Annotated in this window: 18 protein-coding genes; 1 reads left to right on the top strand and 17 read right to left on the bottom strand. The window is 30.3% G+C overall.

Going from position 1 to position 18877, the window contains the following annotated elements:
• Window positions 1-5: 5 nt before the first annotated feature.
• The 7 genes from rlmD to MPAN_RS05865 form a co-directional block, all read right to left on the bottom strand.
• A complete protein-coding gene (gene rlmD, locus MPAN_RS05835) occupies window positions 6-1307 on the bottom strand; it encodes a 23S rRNA (uracil(1939)-C(5))-methyltransferase RlmD (RefSeq protein WP_176238916.1) in 1302 nt (433 codons plus the stop codon).
• Window positions 1308-1372: 65 nt separating this feature from the next.
• Window positions 1373-2614 (bottom strand): lysophospholipid acyltransferase family protein, encoded by a 1242-nt coding sequence (locus MPAN_RS05840; RefSeq protein WP_231756745.1) that lies wholly within the window; start codon window positions 2612-2614, stop codon window positions 1373-1375.
• Window positions 2615-2647: 33 nt separating this feature from the next.
• Window positions 2648-3538: a sensor domain-containing diguanylate cyclase gene (locus MPAN_RS05845; RefSeq protein WP_176238915.1), complete on the bottom strand. Its 891-nt coding sequence runs from the start codon at window positions 3536-3538 to the stop codon at window positions 2648-2650.
• 15 nt (window positions 3539-3553) lie between these two features.
• On the bottom strand, window positions 3554-4723 hold the full coding sequence (locus tag MPAN_RS05850) for a glycine C-acetyltransferase (protein WP_231756746.1): 1170 nt from the start codon (window positions 4721-4723) through the stop codon (window positions 3554-3556).
• 5 nt (window positions 4724-4728) lie between these two features.
• On the bottom strand, window positions 4729-5778 hold the full coding sequence (gene tdh, locus MPAN_RS05855; RefSeq protein ID WP_176238913.1) for an L-threonine 3-dehydrogenase: 1050 nt from the start codon (window positions 5776-5778) through the stop codon (window positions 4729-4731).
• A 120-nt stretch (window positions 5779-5898) separates the two neighbouring features.
• Window positions 5899-6429, bottom strand: coding sequence for an NUDIX hydrolase (locus tag MPAN_RS05860; RefSeq protein ID WP_176238912.1), 531 nt, complete (start codon window positions 6427-6429; stop codon window positions 5899-5901).
• Window positions 6426-7634 carry a M28 family metallopeptidase gene (locus tag MPAN_RS05865; RefSeq protein ID WP_176238911.1) on the bottom strand — a complete coding sequence of 403 codons (1209 nt, stop codon included), beginning with the start codon at window positions 7632-7634 and terminating at the stop codon, window positions 6426-6428. The genes MPAN_RS05860 and MPAN_RS05865 overlap by 4 nt, the downstream gene beginning before the upstream one ends.
• A gap of 148 nt (window positions 7635-7782) precedes the next feature.
• Here MPAN_RS05865 and MPAN_RS05870 point away from each other — a divergent pair, with 148 nt between their 5' ends.
• On the top strand, window positions 7783-8700 hold the full coding sequence (locus tag MPAN_RS05870; protein ID WP_176238910.1) for a GGDEF domain-containing protein: 918 nt from the start codon (window positions 7783-7785) through the stop codon (window positions 8698-8700).
• Window positions 8701-8750: 50 nt separating this feature from the next.
• On the opposite strand, the gene pruA is transcribed toward MPAN_RS05870, so the two are convergent.
• From pruA to MPAN_RS05920, 10 genes are all read right to left on the bottom strand, one after another.
• Window positions 8751-10301, bottom strand: coding sequence for an L-glutamate gamma-semialdehyde dehydrogenase (gene pruA / locus MPAN_RS05875; protein ID WP_176238981.1), 1551 nt, complete (start codon window positions 10299-10301; stop codon window positions 8751-8753).
• Window positions 10302-10324: 23 nt separating this feature from the next.
• On the bottom strand, window positions 10325-11470 hold the full coding sequence (locus tag MPAN_RS05880; protein WP_176238909.1) for an NAD(P)/FAD-dependent oxidoreductase: 1146 nt from the start codon (window positions 11468-11470) through the stop codon (window positions 10325-10327).
• A complete protein-coding gene (locus MPAN_RS05885; protein ID WP_176238908.1) occupies window positions 11467-11742 on the bottom strand; it encodes a (2Fe-2S)-binding protein in 276 nt (91 codons plus the stop codon). Before MPAN_RS05885 ends, MPAN_RS05880 begins: the two co-directional genes overlap by 4 nt.
• 2 nt (window positions 11743-11744) lie before the next feature.
• Entirely contained in the window at window positions 11745-12218 is a 474-nt protein-coding gene (locus MPAN_RS05890; protein WP_176238907.1) for a 4Fe-4S dicluster domain-containing protein, read from the bottom strand.
• Complete coding sequence (locus tag MPAN_RS05895) at window positions 12208-13302, bottom strand: NAD(P)/FAD-dependent oxidoreductase (RefSeq protein WP_176238906.1); 1095 nt, start codon at window positions 13300-13302, stop codon at window positions 12208-12210. Before MPAN_RS05895 ends, MPAN_RS05890 begins: the two co-directional genes overlap by 11 nt.
• On the bottom strand, window positions 13299-13604 hold the full coding sequence (locus MPAN_RS05900) for a (2Fe-2S)-binding protein (RefSeq protein ID WP_176238905.1): 306 nt from the start codon (window positions 13602-13604) through the stop codon (window positions 13299-13301). Before MPAN_RS05900 ends, MPAN_RS05895 begins: the two co-directional genes overlap by 4 nt.
• 14 nt (window positions 13605-13618) lie before the next feature.
• Window positions 13619-15019, bottom strand: a complete 1401-nt coding sequence (gene gltA / locus MPAN_RS05905) for an NADPH-dependent glutamate synthase (protein ID WP_176238904.1) — start codon at window positions 15017-15019, stop codon at window positions 13619-13621.
• Entirely contained in the window at window positions 15016-15852 is an 837-nt protein-coding gene (locus tag MPAN_RS05910; RefSeq protein ID WP_176238903.1) for a sulfide/dihydroorotate dehydrogenase-like FAD/NAD-binding protein, read from the bottom strand. Before MPAN_RS05910 ends, gltA begins: the two co-directional genes overlap by 4 nt.
• A 102-nt stretch (window positions 15853-15954) precedes the next feature.
• Window positions 15955-17358, bottom strand: a complete 1404-nt coding sequence (locus tag MPAN_RS05915) for an MATE family efflux transporter (RefSeq protein ID WP_231756748.1) — start codon at window positions 17356-17358, stop codon at window positions 15955-15957.
• A 105-nt stretch (window positions 17359-17463) separates the two neighbouring features.
• Window positions 17464-18846, bottom strand: coding sequence for an MATE family efflux transporter (locus MPAN_RS05920; RefSeq protein ID WP_176238901.1), 1383 nt, complete (start codon window positions 18844-18846; stop codon window positions 17464-17466).
• Window positions 18847-18877: the final 31 nt, after the last annotated feature.

An 18877-nucleotide genomic window follows, 5' to 3' on the forward strand; every position in this document is an offset into this window, starting at 1 on the left:
CTTTATTATATTTGCTTTATAACTAGTGAAACTACACTTTCAACATGTATAGTTTGAGAAAACATATCTACAGGTTGGATTTCAATAATATCATATACTTCTTTAAGTAAATCCAAATCTCTTACTTGTGTTTTTGGTTCACAAGAAATATAGATAATCTTTTTAGGTTTCAATTCTAAAACAGCATCTAAAAAATCTTTTGTTGATCCATCTCTTGTAGGATCCATAAATAAAACATCAATATGTGTATCTAATGTTTTGATGGTATTACTAACATCATCACAAATAAAATCAACATTGGATATTTGATTATATCGTTTGTTGTTTACTGCATCAATATGTGCATCACGATTCACTTCTACAGCAATTACTTTCTTAGCAACTTTAGATAGCAACAAAGATAATGTGCCTATACCTGAATATGTATCTAAAACTACATCTTTATCAGATATATCTGCCATTTCTATAGCTTTTTTATATAGTTTAAACATTTGTTCTGGATTGATTTGATAAAATGATTTTGCAGATAGTCTAAATGATAAATCATCAATTTTATCTATTAAATATCCTGGACCGTAAACGACTTTTTCATCATCTAATAAAACTAAATGTGTGCTTTTATAATGAATATTTTGAACTGTTGTAACAACTTGACTATGTTTTTTAACAAGCTCTTGACTTATTTTTTTTGCGTTCGGAAGTAAATTACCATTTGTTACAAATACAACCATCATTTCATTTCGATCATAGGATTTTCGAATCAATACATGTTTTAAAATACCAGTATTAGATTTTAAATCATATGCACCAATTTTATATTTATTCATTAATATTTCTATAGTCTTTAATACATTATTGGCATCTCTATCATGAATAAAACAGCCTAAAAAAGGTAATACTTCTCTAGTATGTTCTCTATAAAGACCTAATCTAAGCTTTTGTTTATTAGTTTTAGCTGATAAAACAGCCTTATGTCGATAATGTAGCGGTCTATCACTTTTTATAATAGGATTTACAACATTTGAATATCCATGTTCTTCAAATAGGTTTTGAACGTAAGCTTGTTTCATATCAAGTTGGTGTTGATAATCAATATGAAGAAAATCACATCCACCACACTCATAAAATATAGGACAAACTGGTTTTTTTCTAAACTCGCTATTTTCATAAACGTCTTTATCTTTTATTATTCTATTGTTTTGATCATCTATTTCTGCAATTTCATCTGGTAAAAGATATTTAAATCTAGAACCATCTTCTATTATAGAATCTTTCATTTCTTCTAATCTAATACATTTGATTTTCATATAGTTCCCTCTACTAATCATTATAGCATATAAACAAAAAGGGCATAGCCCCTTTTAGATTTAATTTATGTCAAATTTTTCTTTTCTTTTTCTAAAATATATAACTCTTCTACAGCTAATTGTATTTTAGTAACTACATTTTTTTTATGCATAGGATAAATATAAAATGTATCATGCAACGTTGATAAATCAACACAATCACCTTTATGCATATAATCATATTCCACATGGCATCCATACATTGATAACGGTTCTTTTTCTAAATTAATATCGTAAGTCTCATTTTTTAATTTTAAACTAAATCCGTTTGAATCATGGGTCAGCCAACCATTTCCTAAATTAATATATCCTTTAGTATTTGGTAGAGCTTCTACAATTACTTCATCACTAAAACTATATGTTTTATTTTTTAACTGCTTGATTACTTCACTTCTTTGCCATTCATACCAGTCAGGAATATGTGAAAACTCAGTGTCACCTTTTTGAGCCTTAAGTTCTCCATAAACACTCATTTCATATGTTTTTCCACAGGCATTACACCATATGTAATGCTCATCAGAATCCATTTGGTGTTCCTTATGACAACTAGGGCATTGATATAAAATTTTATGAATATTTTTTGCTCTATCTTTGAAATCTATTTTAATATGATTATCCTTTTGCCACTGATACTCATCATAAGTCATAGCTTTACGAATTGATGCATTGATCTCATCAATTGAAAGTGTCTTTAAATCTTCTGGATCAAAGAGCTTAGTCATATCTGCTTTTAAAGGAACTTTTCTCATCTTCAAATTCCATACCGGTTGAGTTAAATAGTCTCCATGCATATTTAAAACAACGACAGGTTTATTAAGCACCTTAACCATTTTTCCTAATGAATCAGGCAAAATGGATGATGTACCGATTAAAGAATATCTTGCTTCTGGATATATAGCGACAATATTATTTAATTTTTCTAATGCGTATTTAATATGTCTAAATAAAACTGTATCATTAGTGAATTTTCGTTTCTCGATTGCACCGACATTCCTTAACAACCATTCTCTTTTTATAAAACCATCAATTGCTACAATATAATTGGCTCTATGTGGAAAAATTGCTTTCGTAGTGACTTTGAAATCTAGAAATGAATGATGCGTACATATTAAAACATAAGGAGGCTTTAGCCCCTTCATACCAACCTTATTTATTTTTAGTTTTCTTCTCCAAACTGTTGGAAAAGATAAAAGCCATGCTACAGGAGTTAAAAAAAACTTTTCCTTACGTGGCTTTTGTGTAATATCAAATCTCTCATATTGATCCATATTTTCTCCATGCCAAATACATAAAAACAAAGATTATGCTTCTACATATTTAATTAAATTTTTGCCTTCTTGCTTTGCTTCATACATCGCTTGATCTGCTATATCAATCATATCCATGATATTTGAGCCATTTTTCATAACAGTTAATCCCATAGATGTATTTGTCAAATTCTCATCATCAATATCTCTAATTTTAGTTGCTTTTATCAAAACTTGTAATACTTTAGCTTTTTTAATAAGTGTTGATTTTTTTGCTTTACTAAACATGACAATGAGTTCATCTCCACCAAAGCGGAATGCAAAATCATCTTCTTCTAAAAAATTTAGAATCGTATTAGAAACAGATGCTAAGACCTGATCACCAATAAGATGTCCATAGGTATCATTTGTCCGTTTAAAGTTATCTAAATCTAAAAATATAATGCCCCATTCTTGTAATTCGCGTTTATCTAAAAATGTTTGTAATTCATATTTCATAAACAAACGATTCAAAAGACCGGTTAGTGGATCAATGTATTTAATGATTGCATTTATCTTTTCATTTTCATATAATAAAGAACGTTTTGTTTGATCAGTAAATACTTCAATTGCGCCAATAACTTTTCCATTTTCAATCAAAGGAATGGCTCTTACATGAACGATGATTCTATGTCCTTTTTTATGTTGTAAATAAACAAAATTATCAGTAACTACATTTTCTCTTATTGATTTTTGTAATGGACATCCATCAAGACAAAGTTTTTTTCCATCTTCATCTATATGATTTAATTTATTATCATAACAATGCGTATTTTCCATTTCTTCTTTTGTAAAGCCTGATATTTTTTCAGCAATCGGATTATAATATAAGATCTTTCTGTCAGGATCGACTATATAAACTGCTTCATGAAAATTATCAAAGTATTTTTTTAGTTGTTCCAACATAAGATAGCCTCTTTTCTATAATACACGTAGTTTTTTTGCCGTTTTCTCCATGATATCAATTGCTTTATCTAACTGCTTTTTCGTATGTAGTGCAGATACCATACATCTAATTCTTCCTGTTCCCATAGGAACAGTTGGGAAAATAATGCCAGAAACATATACTCCATTGTATAATAAACTTTCTGAAAAAGCCATAGTCAGCGCTTCATTTCCTATTATAATTGGTGTAATTGGTGTTTGACTATGCCCTATATCAAAGCCTAGTCTTTCCAATTTTTCTTTAAAATATTTTGCATTGCTCCATAATTTTTCTGTATATTCATCTGATGTTTCAAGCATATTGAATGCTTCGATAATTGCTGCAGCTGCAGCAGGCATCATTGCAGTTGAAAATAACAAAGGTCTTCCTCTATGCAATAGCCAATCTCTCATTTCAGCTGAGCCACATACATAACCACCTACAACACCGATAGCCTTAGATAAAGTACCTACAATAAAATCTACTTGCCCATGTAGTTTAAAATGATCTACTGTGCCTCTTCCTCTATCTCCTAAGACCCCAGATCCATGTGCATCATCAACATAAGTTAAACACTTATATTGTTTAGCTAACCTTACTATTTCTGGTAAATTCGCAATGTCGCCATCCATTGAAAATACACCATCAGTAATAATTAATACTTGTTCATATTGATCTCTTTTTTCTATTAAAATACGTTCTAAATCCTTCATGTCGCTATGTTTGAATACAGCTCTACTTGCTTTTGATAAGCGAACTCCATCAATGATTGATGCATGATTTAATGCATCAGATATAATTAAATCTTTATCTGTTGTGATTGCTTGAATAACACCAGCATTAACATTATATCCAGATTGAAAAACAAGTGCAGCTTCTTCATGCTTAAAATCAGCAATCACTACATCCAATTGTTCATGAATATCCATATTACCAACGATTGTTCTAACTGCTCCAGCACCCACACCATATTTATCTATAGCTTCTTTAGCCGCTTTTTTAAGTCTTGGATGATTTGCAAATCCTAAATAATTATTTGATGATAAGTTGATTACTCTTTTACCATTTAAAGTAATTTCTGCATCACATGGGCCTTCATTTATAGGTAATTTTCTATAGACTCCATCTTTTTTTAATTGATCAATATTTGCTTTTAAAAATGACAATGTTATCACTCCTTACTTTCCGGTATTAAAACTATTTTCCCACTATTTCCAGAAATCATAATCTCCATACCTTTTTCAACTTCCTTTAATGGAAGTCTGTGTGTAATTATTAAATCTAAATCTAATTGATGATTCTTTATTAAAGATGTGACTTGATTCCATGTTTCAAATAAAAGTCTACCAATCACACCATACATTGTAATACCCTTGAAAATAAAATCGTTTGATAAATCAAATTCTACTAAATCTGGAGTAATGCCAAGCATTGACATCTTGCCACCAGCTTTGATATATTTAAATGAACTTTCGATAGCAGATTTATTTCCAGAGAATTCACAAACGACATCAACACCTTTGCCATTTGTTTCTTCTAAAACACGTTCGACTACATTTTCTTCTAATGGATTGATAACTACATGAGCTCCAAGTTTCTTAGCTAGTTCAATACGATACGGGTTAATTTCAATTGCTATAATTTTTTTAGATTTCATAGCTTTAGCAATATTTACACCCATTAATCCAATTGGACCACATCCAACGATAGCAACAGTTTTATCGATAATATCAAAATGAAGCATCGTATGAACTGCATTACCAAGCGGTTCTTGTATAGATAAATATGCTGGATCGATATCCATGTTATTTACAATCAAATTAAATTCTGGCATTTTAATGTATTCTGCAAAACATCCATCTGTGTCAACCCCAATGATTTGAGTGTTTTCACATATATGGTATTCCCCTCGCTTACAAAACTCACATGTACCACAAACTAGATGTGTTTCTGATGAAACAATATCCCCTAGTTTAACTTTAGTAACTTCATTTCCTACCTTAATCACTTGTCCAGAAAATTCGTGTCCCATAATGTTAGGTGGATTCACTCTTTTTGAACTCCATTTATCCCACTTGTATATGTGGACATCAGTTCCACAAATCGAAGTTGCAAGTACTTTAATCAAAACCTCATTGGGTTTTAGTTGCTCAGGAACAATCGCTGTTGTTACCTTACAACCCTTATCTCTTTTTTCTTTAATAATTGCAGTCATTTGCATGAGTACATATCTCCTTATGTAGTTTTTAATAAAAACGCTTTCATAATTTTATTATACGCTAAAATAAGACAAATATAAACCCCCTAATAAAAAAAATAAATAGTGTTTAACTATCTATTTTTAAGTGTATATCCAATTTGTTAATGCAATTAATGTTTTACCATCCTTTATTTGATTATTTATCAATAAATTTTTGGCTTCTTGTTTGCTAAAAAGATATACTTCAATAAATTCATCAACATCCTTATCAATAGGTTTTTCTACCTTATAAGCATCTTTAGCAAGAAAGATTTCAATCTTTTCATCACTGTATCCAACACATGGATATACTTGATAAAGAAATGAAACATCTTTTGAATAATATCCAGTTTCTTCTTCAAGTTCTCTTATTGCACAATCTCTAAATGACTCATTTTTGACATCCATTTTTCCAGCTGGTATCTCAAATATGATTTCATCTAAAGGATATCTATATTGTTTAATTAAAATAACCTTATCCTTTTTAGTAATTGCAAGCATCGCTGCACCACCAGGGTGTTTAATATAGTTACGTTTAGCAACTCTTTGATCTGGCAATCTTACATCATCTTCATAAACATCCATAAATGAGCAAGTGTATACTTTTTTTGAATTTATTTTGATTTCTTTCATTTTTTTATACCGACTTCTTTATCCTTATATTTAATATATGAAATAAAGATGTCTAAAGCATATACTACAACATTAAAATTAACATGTTCTAATGTATCATCAGGAGTGTGATATGAGTTCATTCTATTATCGTTTGTCCATGGCATCCCGATTAACGTGGTTGCTTTAATTCCTTCTTTAGCAAATTCTGCTGCATCAGTACCACCTGTTAAAAATGAAATAGGTTGTTTAAATACAAATCTACCCGCAACTTCAGATACTTCTAATAACTCATCTATAAAATCTTCATCGTACTTAACAAAATCATTTAAATCACTAGTTAAAAAGAATAACTCTTTTTCATCATATAGACAATCAGAATTCAAAAGATAAGTAGGTATTTCTTTTAATTGTTCTTTATGCTTTTTAACATAAGCTCTAGCACCTCTTAAACCCTCTTCTTCGGCATCAAAGCTTAACATGATAACTCTTGTATGGTTTAGATGTTCAACTTCCTTAAAATGCTTTCCTACCATCATCGCAACCATTGATGCAACTAAGTTATCTCCAGCACCTGGTGTACCTTTTTTAGAAGCAAAAAACCACATTTGACCAACTAAAAGAAAAGTGAACGTAAAAAATATACTCAAATATAGATTAAATGCTTCTAATTGAGAAAATATCAAAATTAATAAGTTTACTACTACCATGATGATAATCAAAGCAATCGATCCTGTCACACGAAAACTATAGAGTTTAGGTTGATGTGTTAAAAAATTGAAGATTCTTGCACTATCATGATGTCCACTAACGATAATTTGTTGTTTGACTTCTTTTTTAGGTTCAATGATACCTATAACATTACTTGCTTTTCTTTTTGGATAAAACATATCTAATAATGGTTTATATAAGAAAAACTGTAATACTAAAATAACTAAACTTAAAACTAATAATATCACCGATATAAAAGCTAGATTTAGCCACATAAATATAATTGCTAGTGCATAATTAAAAACTAAAATTTTAATCCAACCTAAAAAAGCCCCTTGATGTATATAAAAATCTTCTTTTTCTGATTGATCACTTATCTTTTTAAAAGAATCCAATATGTGATCTGCTGTATCCAATGATGCTTGATCTCCAGCAAGTCTTGGACCAAATTTGTCAATAATTTTTTGTGTCTCTTCATATACTTGTTCAGTATAGTCTTTTAAATATTTTTTCATTTGCTCACCACTTTTTATTGTTTTATTATATTATAACATGTAATTTATGATTAAAAAGTGCTGAAATAAGATAATATTAATAAATACTTAATTATTTTCATCTATGATTGATGATTAAAATATGTTAGAATACTCCTAAGGTGAATTTATGAATAAAAAGATTGTAGCCGAGCTAAAACACAAATATAATATTGATTTCTTTAACGATATGCTTTTGCAAAAAAGAGAGCATATTAGTTTTTACTTTGCCTTAGACATAAGTCCTATGAAGTTTAATATATTATATGGAGATGTGACTAAAATAGGTTTTAAAGATCAACCTGCATTATATTCTCACGATATTATACCTAATATTTATTTAAATAATGCTTTAGCAGAAGTTGAAGGCAAACAAACGTTTTTACATGATCTTGTTTCTAAAGTTAAATCCATTCAAGATGAATTATATTTTTATATACCACTTAAACACGATAATAATGTCATATGGTTATATATCGGTCTTCATAGAGTTAAAAACTCTACTGACAAACTAGTTTTTGGTCAAGTTTTGCGTATATATCATGATACACCAGATGAAATCACTTACTATAAAAAAACATATCAAGACCCTTTGACCAGACTTTTTACTAGAGAAACTCTTAAAAAACATCTTGATATGCTCAATAATCAATCAAACTCATATGGTGTTTATTTTGATATAGATGGTTTTAAAGAAATCAATGATAGATTAGGGCATCAAGAAGGTGACCAGTTTTTAAAAGATCTAGCAGACTATTTCATATCAAACTGGGAACAAAATGTAATATACTACCGATTAGGTGGTGATGAATTTTTTATATATGTTTATAATCATACAAGAGATGAAATCATTAAGCGTGCTGAAAAACTTATTTATGATATCGAAAACCTAAATGATAAGACAAAAAAAATTGGTGTAAGTGCTTCTGTAGGTATTGTTAAAGTTACAGGAGATAATAGAAATTATCACAGTTTATTAGATCAAGGTGATCAATTCATGTATCAATCAAAAAGAAAAGGCAAAGGCCACATTACAATAAGTGATTAAAAAAAAAAGGAATTCCGCAGAATTCCTTTTTTTTTGCTTTATTTAAATGGTTATAAAGTTTCAGAGATTGTTTTACCTTGCATATGTAAACTCAAATAATCTGGCCCACCTGCTTTAGAATCAGTTCCACTTAAATTAAATCCTCCAAATGGTTGATATCCTACGATTGCTCCAGTACATTTTCTATTTAGATATAGATTACCTACATGAAATTCTTGTCTAGCTTGTTCTAGATGCATACGATTGTTTGATATAACTGCACCAGTTAATCCATATTCTGTATTATTTGCTATCTTTAATGCATCTTCAAAGTCTTTAGCCTTGCATATAGCTAGAACTGGTCCAAAGATTTCTTCTTGCATTAGTCTTGAATCTGGTTTTAAATCTGCAAATATAGTTGGTTGGATGAAATAACCTTTTTCATCATTTGCTTCAGCACCAATTAAAAGTCTTCCTTCTTTTTGACCTATTTCAAAATAACTGGTAATCTTCTTAAATGCTAAATGATCATTTACTGGACCCATAAAGTGTTCTTGTTTCTCTGGATTACCTACTTTTATTTGTCTAGTTAATCTAACGACTTTATCAAGTACTTGATCATAAACATCATCTACAATGATTGCTCTTGAACATGCACTACATTTTTGACCACTAAATCCAAATGCTGATTTAACGATAGATTCAGCTGCTAAATCTAGGTTTGCATCACTATCTACAACAATAGCATCTTTACCACCCATTTCCGCAATCACACGTTTTAACCAAATTTGACCTTCTTGTAATTTTGCTGCTTTTTCGTAAATACCAACACCTACATCTTTACTACCTGTAAATGAAATAAATCTTGTTTTTGGATGTTTGACTAAATACTCACCAATTTCACTACCTTTACCAGGAAGGAAATTAACAACACCATTAGGAAGCCCTGCTTCTTCTAATACTTCAATAAACTTATAACCAATAACTTGTGTAGTACTTGCTGGTTTTAAGATTACAGTATTACCTGATACCACTGCAGCACTTGTCATACCCACTAATATCGCTAATGGGAAATTCCATGGGGGTATAACGACACCTACACCAAGAGGGATATATTTATACTCATTTCTTTCTAAATTTCTTCTACTTAAAATCTTATCATCTATTTTTAACATATCAAGCATTTGTCTACCATAATACTCTAAAAAATCGATAGCTTCTGCAACGTCTGCGTCAGCTTCAGGCCATGGTTTACCAGCTTCTTTTGTCATTAAAGCAGAAAATTCAAATTTTCTCTTTCTCAAGATTGCTGCTGACTTAAATAAAACATCTGCTCTAAGTTTAGGGTCAACTTTCTTCCATGTTTCAAAAGCTTCTAAAGCAGCTTTCATTGCTAAATCTGCTTCTTTAATAGATGCTTGAGAGATTGTTCCTACTATTTCTTGATGATTAGAAGGATTAATAGAGTTTAAAGTTTTATCTGTTTTAACTCTTTTACCATCAATAACTAAATCGTAAGATTCACCAAGATAAGTATAGACTGTTCTAATCCCATCTTCATATTTTTTTACATTAGCATCTGAAGTGAAATCTGTTAGTGGTTCTGTTTTGTAACTGTACATTGACATAATATTTTCTCCTTTTTTTATACAACTGATTTTTCTATATTTATTTTTTTATCATTTAAAAATCTTTTGATTGATAAAGTTTCGATATTTAATACTGGCTTTTGGCCTAAAACTAATTCTGATATTAAAAGTCCAGTCATTGGGGCAAGCATAAATCCATGTCCAGAAAATCCACAAGCCATATAAAAATTATCTAATTCTATTGACTTAGATATAATAGGTTGATGATCTTTTGACATATTATAAGATCCTCCCCATTGTCTAACTATATTCAGTTTACCAATTTTAGGCATGATATCACAAACTGTTTGACTCATTTCATCTAAAAATTCCCAAGAACTTGACATATCATGACTAGGTAAAGCATTAAAATTAGATCGTCCAATCAAAAATGCACCATGAGGAACTTGCTGACAATAAATATTTTTAGAAAAACTCATCACCATAGGACCTTGCATAGGCTCTACTGGTTCAGTGGCTAGAATTTCATGATTTTCTGAAAATACTGGAATATCTATATCCGCCATTTTTCCTATTTCAGATGCATACCCACCAGCTGCATTAATGCATACCGATACATCATAAATTTCTTTATCTGTAATAACTTTATTAACTTTATGATCATTAACTTCTAAATCTTTAACTTCTTCAAAAAAATGAAATTCAACACCTAATCTCAAACATGCTTTATAAAACGCTTCAGTCATTTTAAATGGATTTAAATGACCATCTGTCTTGCAAAATGTAGCACTTAAAAATGAATCCGGATTTAAATGAGGCACGATTTCTAATGCTTCTTTTCTATTTACTACTTTTGATGGAATACCCAATCTGTTTTGAAGAATAACATTTTTTTTAAATTGATTTTCTTCTTCAATGGTTGTAGCAAGAATTAAATACCCTTCTTGTTTAAGCTCAACGTCATCATCATAGTCTAAAATTTCATTTGCCTTTTCAAAAAATTCCATACTCATTTTTGCTAAAAGACAATTCATTTTGGTCTGCCATTGTTGTCTAACACCTGCACCACATCGACCTGTTGCACCATTTGTAAAATATCCTTTATCAATGACTAATATATCTTTAACTCCTTGAATCGCTAAATGATATGCAATACTCATACCACTTATACCAGCTCCAATGATACATATATTCTTTTTCATTTCTTTATCTCCTTATTAATCTTTTCTAAAGAGATACCTTGAATCATTGGTCTCGAGTGATGTGTTTTTACATTTTCAATTTTTTTATCTAAATATTTAGCTAATTCTTTTTGAATAAGTATACCACAAGTATTGGCTTGACAAGGCCCCATCCCAATTCTAAGGAGTCTTTTTAAATCTTCAAATGTTTCATAACCTTCATCAATTTTTTTATGTAAATCCTCTAAAGTAACATCTTCACATCTGCACATGATAATATCTTTTTTTTCCATATTTATATCCTCACTGTGATGAATTCATGTAAAAATTCTACAGGTACACTGACTTCAATTAAGGCTGTTTGATCTTGGTTTTTATTCATTTTAACTTTTAAAACTTCACATTTACAAATCTCTTCTCCTGATCTATTCATACCTTTAAGAATATCTCCGACTTTTGGTTTAGGATTGAGTTCATAGGCTATTTTAAAAATCGCTTTATTATTTTTTATCTGTGCAACCATAATTGCAAGGCCTGGACAACTTGTCACACATATCCCACAACCAGTACATAAATCTACATCTAATACAGGAACATCATTTATGTTTTGACCAATATATATTGCATCAAATGGACAACTTGTACTACAAGGATTACACGGGATTTCTTCATAACATTCGATGATTGCTTTAGGTTTAAAGAGCGTTTTTTCATCAAAAAATTTAGATAAAATTAAATCTTTTGTGGGTACTCCAGTTTTATCTAGCATCTGTCATCAGCTCCTTCATTTTATCTAAACCTTTGCGTGTTTTTACACCAAAAGGTCCACCTCTTAATATAGTTAGCTCATTTTCATAGCCTTCAACTTTTTGTTCATATGATGGATGTTTTTGATCCAAATAGCTAGAAACATATAGTCCTGTTAAATAACCTTCCATCATTGCTGAAGAAGCTTCTTCTATACCTATATTGTCTCCACATGAAAAAATACCATCAACACTTGTCATATGTTTTTCATTTACTAAAGGAATCATTCCACCTAATTCAGCAATATAAGCAGTTTTTGCCCCAACCATATCTAATATTTGATAACCAGGTGCGAGACCTATAGAGATGCATATAGCATCAGTTTTTATAATTTCTGAAGTATCTATGATTTCTTGAAATTTTTCGTCTAATGAAATAATTTCACATCCTTGGACTGATCCATTACCAATTGCTCTTTTTATCGTCTTATTTGTATATATTGGAACACCTAATCTTCTTAATTTAGAGGCATGAACTTTATAACCACCAATTTTAGATGATGCTTCAATAACAGCTTTAACTTTTACACCCGCTTGGATAAGTTGATAACTTACAATAAGTCCAATATTACCTGAACCAATCATTACAACTTCTTTTGCTGGTAATACCCCAAATTGATTCATTAATGTTTGGACAGCTCCAGCTCCATAAATACCAGGAAGATCATTATTTTCAAAAGCTAAGAACTTTTCACTTGCACCAGTTGCAACGATTACTGCTTTACTTTTGATTTTTATATAAGTATCATTATGTAAAATGGTCGCAACTTTATCTTGATATAAACCTAATAAAGACGCTTGATTATAAACTATTAGATTAGGATGATTGATAACTTTATCTATTAAGATTTTTGCAATATCAAAACCTCTAGTTTTCGCATATTGCTGTTTTGATCCAAAAAACTTATGTGTTTGTTTAACGAGTTGTCCACCTAACGATAACCCTCTATCAACGATAACCACTTTTAAATTGCTCTCAAGCAGCATATTTGCAGCACAAAGTCCTGAAGGTCCTCCACCAATGATTAAAACATCTGTATAAATCATTTATAGACCCCCTTATCAGCTTGTCTTTCAATAACCATGCCAGCCTTAAGTTTTGTCATACAAGTTTTTACATTAGGTTTTCCATCAACAATCATCTTGCATGATGAACAATTCCCTATTGCACAGTAAAAGCCTCTAGGTCTTTTTAGTTTAATGCTTAAACTAAAAACATTGATTCCTAGATTAACTAATGCAGAAGCGATGGTATCTCCCATTTTACCAACAACTTTTTTGCCTTCAAAAATAAATTCAATGTCTTCTTGTTCCTCAAATCTTAAAATCGGATGTGAATCTATGCGCATATCTATGCCCTCTTTTAGATAATTTGGTGTTTAATCTTCAATTTTTTGTCAATTGCGTTTGCTGCTTTTTTTCCTGCTCCCATAGCTAAAATAACTGTTGCTGAACCGGTTACTGCATCTCCTCCTGCATAAACATAATCTTTTGTTGTAAGTCCAGTACTTTCTTCTACTATTAAGCATCCCCATTTATTTACTTCTAGATTTTTAGTTGTTTGTGATATTAAAGGATTTGGTGTTGTACCAACTGCAACAACTAAAACATCTATATTTAAATCAAAATTAGAATTCTCAACTGGAATAGGTCGTCTTCTGCCAGAAGCATCTTTTTCTCCTAATTCCATTTTAATACAGTTAACTTTCTTAACAAATCCTTTATTATCTCCAATAACTTTTGTAGGATGTGTTAGTATATTAAAAATAACTCCCTCTTCTATAGCATGTTCTATTTCTTCTGATCTTGCAGGAAGTTCTTCCATTGATCTTCGATAAATGATATGAACTTCTTTTGCTCCTAGTCTTATGGCAGATCTTGCTGCATCAATTGCAACATTTCCACCACCAACGACACCGACAATTTCTCCTCTATAAATTGGAGTCGCTTGTGTTTTGTCATATGCTTTCATCAAATTAATTCTTGTTAAAAACTCATTTGCAGAGTAAACTCCGTTTAACTCTTCACCTTCAATATTTAGAAATTTAGGTAATCCTGCCCCTGTACCTAAAAAAACTGCTTCATAACCGTCTTCAAACAAATCACTAATATATAGGGTTTTACCAATAATCATACTTGTCTGAATACAAGCGCCTTGTTTAATTAATTGATCAATTTCTTTTTTAACGATTTCTTTAGGTAATCTAAATTCTGGAATACCATATACTAATACACCACCTGGTGTATGTAAACTTTCAAAAATAGTAACATCATATCCTAGCTGTAAAAGTTGGCTTGCACAAGATAGTCCTGCTGGCCCACTGCCTGCAATTGCAACTTTTATATTATTTTTTTCTCTTTTAATATTCTTTAATTCTATATTTTCTTGATAATGATGGTCAGCTACAAATCTTTCTAATCTTCCAATACCTACTGCTTCACCTTTGATACCTCTAACACAAGCACTTTCACATTGTACTTCCTGTGGACACACTCTGCCACAAACAGCAGGTAATACACTATCATTTAATATGATTTGATATGCATCTTCAAAATTAGATTGTTTGATTTGTCTAATAAATCCTGGAATATCAATCCCCACAGGACAAGCTGCAACACAAGGCTTATGTTTACATTCTAAACATCTTTCTGCTTCAAAAATCGCATCATTAGAATCATAACCTAGCGATACTTCTTCAAAATTTTTTATTCTAATGGATGGATCTATGGTTGGCATTTTTGTTTTATGCTTCTCTAGATTCATGAATGTCCACCTTTTTCAGCTAAGCACTTATAATTTTTAGTTTCTGTTTCTTTATACATGTTGTTTCTAGATTGTAATAAATCAAAGTCAACCAAATGACCATCAAAATCTGGTCCATCAACACATGCAAATTTTATGTCTTTTCCAACTTTTACTCTGCATCCTCCGCACATGCCAGTTCCATCAACCATAATTGGATTGAGACTAACTGTAGTTCCTATGTTATATTTAGCTGTCAACTGACTAACCATTTTCATCATAATGATTGGACCTATCGCAAAAACATGGTCATATGTTTGCCCGTTTTTTAATAGATCAGATAATATATCAGTCACAAATCCTTTTGTCTGATAACTGCCATCATCAGTAGAAACAAAAACATGATTTGCTATTTTTTCAAATTTTTGATGTAGGATCATATCATTTTTTGATTTAAATCCTATGATTACATCTACTTCTACATTTTTTAAAGATAAAGCTTTTGCAACTGGATAAGCGATTGCGCAACCCACACCACCACCTATGACACAAACTTTTTTAAATCCCTCAATATGTGTTGGTTTTCCAAGTGGACCTACAAGATCTAGGATATCATCTCCAACATTAAGTTCATTTAATTCATAGGTTGTAGAACCTATGACTTGAAATATAATTGTTAATAAACCATTTTCATGATCCATATCTGAGATTGTTAAAGGAATTCTTTCTGATTTTTCATTAATTCTAAGCATAACAAATTGGCCTGCTTGCGCATGCTTTAAAATTTGAGGTGCATATATCTTCATTTCTGTTACTGATTTACTAAGCACTTTTTTAGATATAATTTTATTCATAAATAAAAAACCTTCTTCGTTTTATTTTATTATATCATCAAAAATATACAAAAAGAAGTATCAAAAAGAAAAGCCCTTAAGATTTATCTTAAGGACTCTATTTTATACGCTAGATTTTAGTAGTCTTTGTTCTCTTCTGTCTATATCAATTTTCGGCATAAAATCAATTCGATTATAAAAGAATATACCTACAAAAATTATTAAAACATTGCTAATTAGCATTGCATACCATATACCACTACTTCCGATCTGTGTTGTATATTTAAATATTAATATAGCTGGTATACGTAGTATCCATAATCTTGCAATTGAAAATGCAAACGTGAATTTCGTATTACCGGTTCCATTAAATGTACCCATAAATGTCTGAAATATACCCATTAGAGGAAGTCCAATCAATAAATAAAACATATACTCAACTCCAAGATTTAAAGCTGTTGGATCATCTTTAATGAAGATGCCTATTAAAGGTGCTCTAAACCAAATAACTATAAAACTACCGATGCCCATTAAAAGAACTGACAAGATCATTGCTTTTCTAAATGCTTCTCTTGCTCGATCAGGATTTTGATTGCCTATATTTTGTCCTAAATAAGCAGCCAATACACCACCAATAGCCATCACTGGATGCAAAATAATACTTGTAATTCTATTGCCAACACTAAATGCTGCCACCGTTTGCGCACCATAAGTTAAAATGATTGTGTTCATTATGATAAATCCTATTGCTGTAATCGATTGTCCAAGTGAAGCAGGGACAGCATATTTTGCAATCTTTCTTACAATATCAAAGTCGACATGCAATATACTTTTATCAAGTGTTACTCCCTGTTTAGCATTAAATAATTGATAAATAATAAATGGAACAACACTGATATTAGCGATTAGTGTTGCAATTGCTGCTCCACTAACTCCAAATCCAAATGTTGATATTAATAATGGTGATAATATGATATTAATAATAATCGTAATGACACCATAAATAACTGGAGTGACCGTATCTCCACTAGATTGTCTAATTGCAGTAAAAGCAAAAAATATAAAAACAAAAGGTAATTCAAATGCTCTTATTTGTAAATATTTTACGCTGTTTTCTAAAGTGTAACCTTCAGTTCCCATGAGTTCCATAACAGGTTTTGCTAAGAAAAAAGCTCCAATATTTAAGAAAACACCTAAGGCTATTGCAATCATAACTAAATTAGCTGCAAACTTCTTGGCTTTTTCCATTTGTTTGGAACCTAAATGTTGAGAAATTAATGCTGTACCTGCAGCACTTAGTCCAATGCCTAATGATATGTAGGCAAAGAAAACGGGAAACGTCAACGATATAGAATTAATTGCTTCGGTTGAATACCCTGGTATCTCAGAAACAAAAAACATATCAATGACATCATGAAATGTCTTGATAAGATTATTTAGCATTAAAGGAATAGATAAAATAAGTAATCCTTTAAATATATTTTTATCATGTAATATAAGATGTTGCTTTTTCTCATCTTTTGACAAATTCATCACCGTCCAGCATTCAATTATATCATACTTTTTAATGTTTTTTAACAAAAAAAGTATCTTAAATAGATACTTTTTTTCTATATTATTTTTAAATTTATATTACATAGTTGGTGTAAAAGACATATTATTAATTGCTCTCATTTCAACAACTAATAAAACCAAGCTTACAATTCCAGATAAGATATCAGCTGCTGCAAAAGCGAACCATATCCCTTTCATATCATTTAATACGTAAGTTAGTAAATATACTAATGGAATAAAAAACAATACTTGTCTTGATAATGTAATGATCATTGCACGAATTGGATATCCTAGAGCTTGAAAAACTGCACTTACAATAACTTGGAAACCAACCAATAAGAAACCATACGATACAATTCTAAATGCATAAGTTCCATATTCGATAAATAATGGATCGTTTTCTTGGCTAAATAATGTAAATATAGTAGGCGCTAGAAATTGAATAAATATAAATCCAAATACAAAATAAATTAAAATGATTTTTGTTGCATATAAGATAGTGTCTTTCATACGCTTAATATTCCTTGCTCCAAAGTTAAACCCAACAATTGGAACCATGCCTTGTACGATACCAAAACTAGGTAGGAACACAAAATTTATAACTCTATTAATGACGCCATATATTGCTATATAAATACCTGGCTCATTTACAGCATATTTATTAATAAGTTTATAAATAACAATTGCTAAAAATGCACCTAATGAATTTCTAAGAAATGTAGGGAATCCTACAACAACAATTTCTCTAATAGTTTGTATATCTATATGGAACCATTTATCAAGTTTGATTTTTAAATTTGAATTTTTATCTAAAGATTTATAAACGATAAAGCCTAATCCAATAAATTGTGCAATCACAGTAGCTATAGCTGCACCTTTAACACCTAAACCAAAACCAAAGATAAATATTGGGTCTAAAATAATATTTGCTCCAGCAGAAATAATTAATGAATACATTGCTACTTTTGATCTACTTTCTGCTCTTGTAAGGTTGTTTAAAACCATAGATAACGATTGTGGAACAAGCCCAATTAAGATGATACTTAAATAATCATAAGCAAACCCTATGTTTTCTGATGTTGCTCCAAAGAAAACCAATAGATCATCAATAAATATAAATGCTAAAAAGGTAAATATCGTTGCTAAAACGATATCAATTCTAAGTGCCGTATTAACAGCATCCTCCATTTTTTTATAGTCTCTTCTACCAAATGCTCTACTAAATACAGATGCTGCACCTATTCCAATCATTAAACCAATCGCAAAAACTATCATTTGTATTGGAAAAGCAAATGCGAGTCCTCCAATTGCAAGTTCTCCTGCAGATTTTGCAACAAATAAAGCATCTACTAAATTATAGAGTGCATTAATAGCCATACCCGCAATAGCAGGTATGGATAATTTTATAAGTAGTTTTTTTACATCATATTCTCTTAATAATTTCTCATTTTCTTTATTCATATGTGTCCCATCTTTTTAAAATAAAAAAATA

It is taken from the genome of Mariniplasma anaerobium (genome assembly GCF_016865445.1).
Lineage (GTDB): Bacteria > Bacillota_I > Bacilli_A > Acholeplasmatales > Acholeplasmataceae > Mariniplasma > Mariniplasma anaerobium.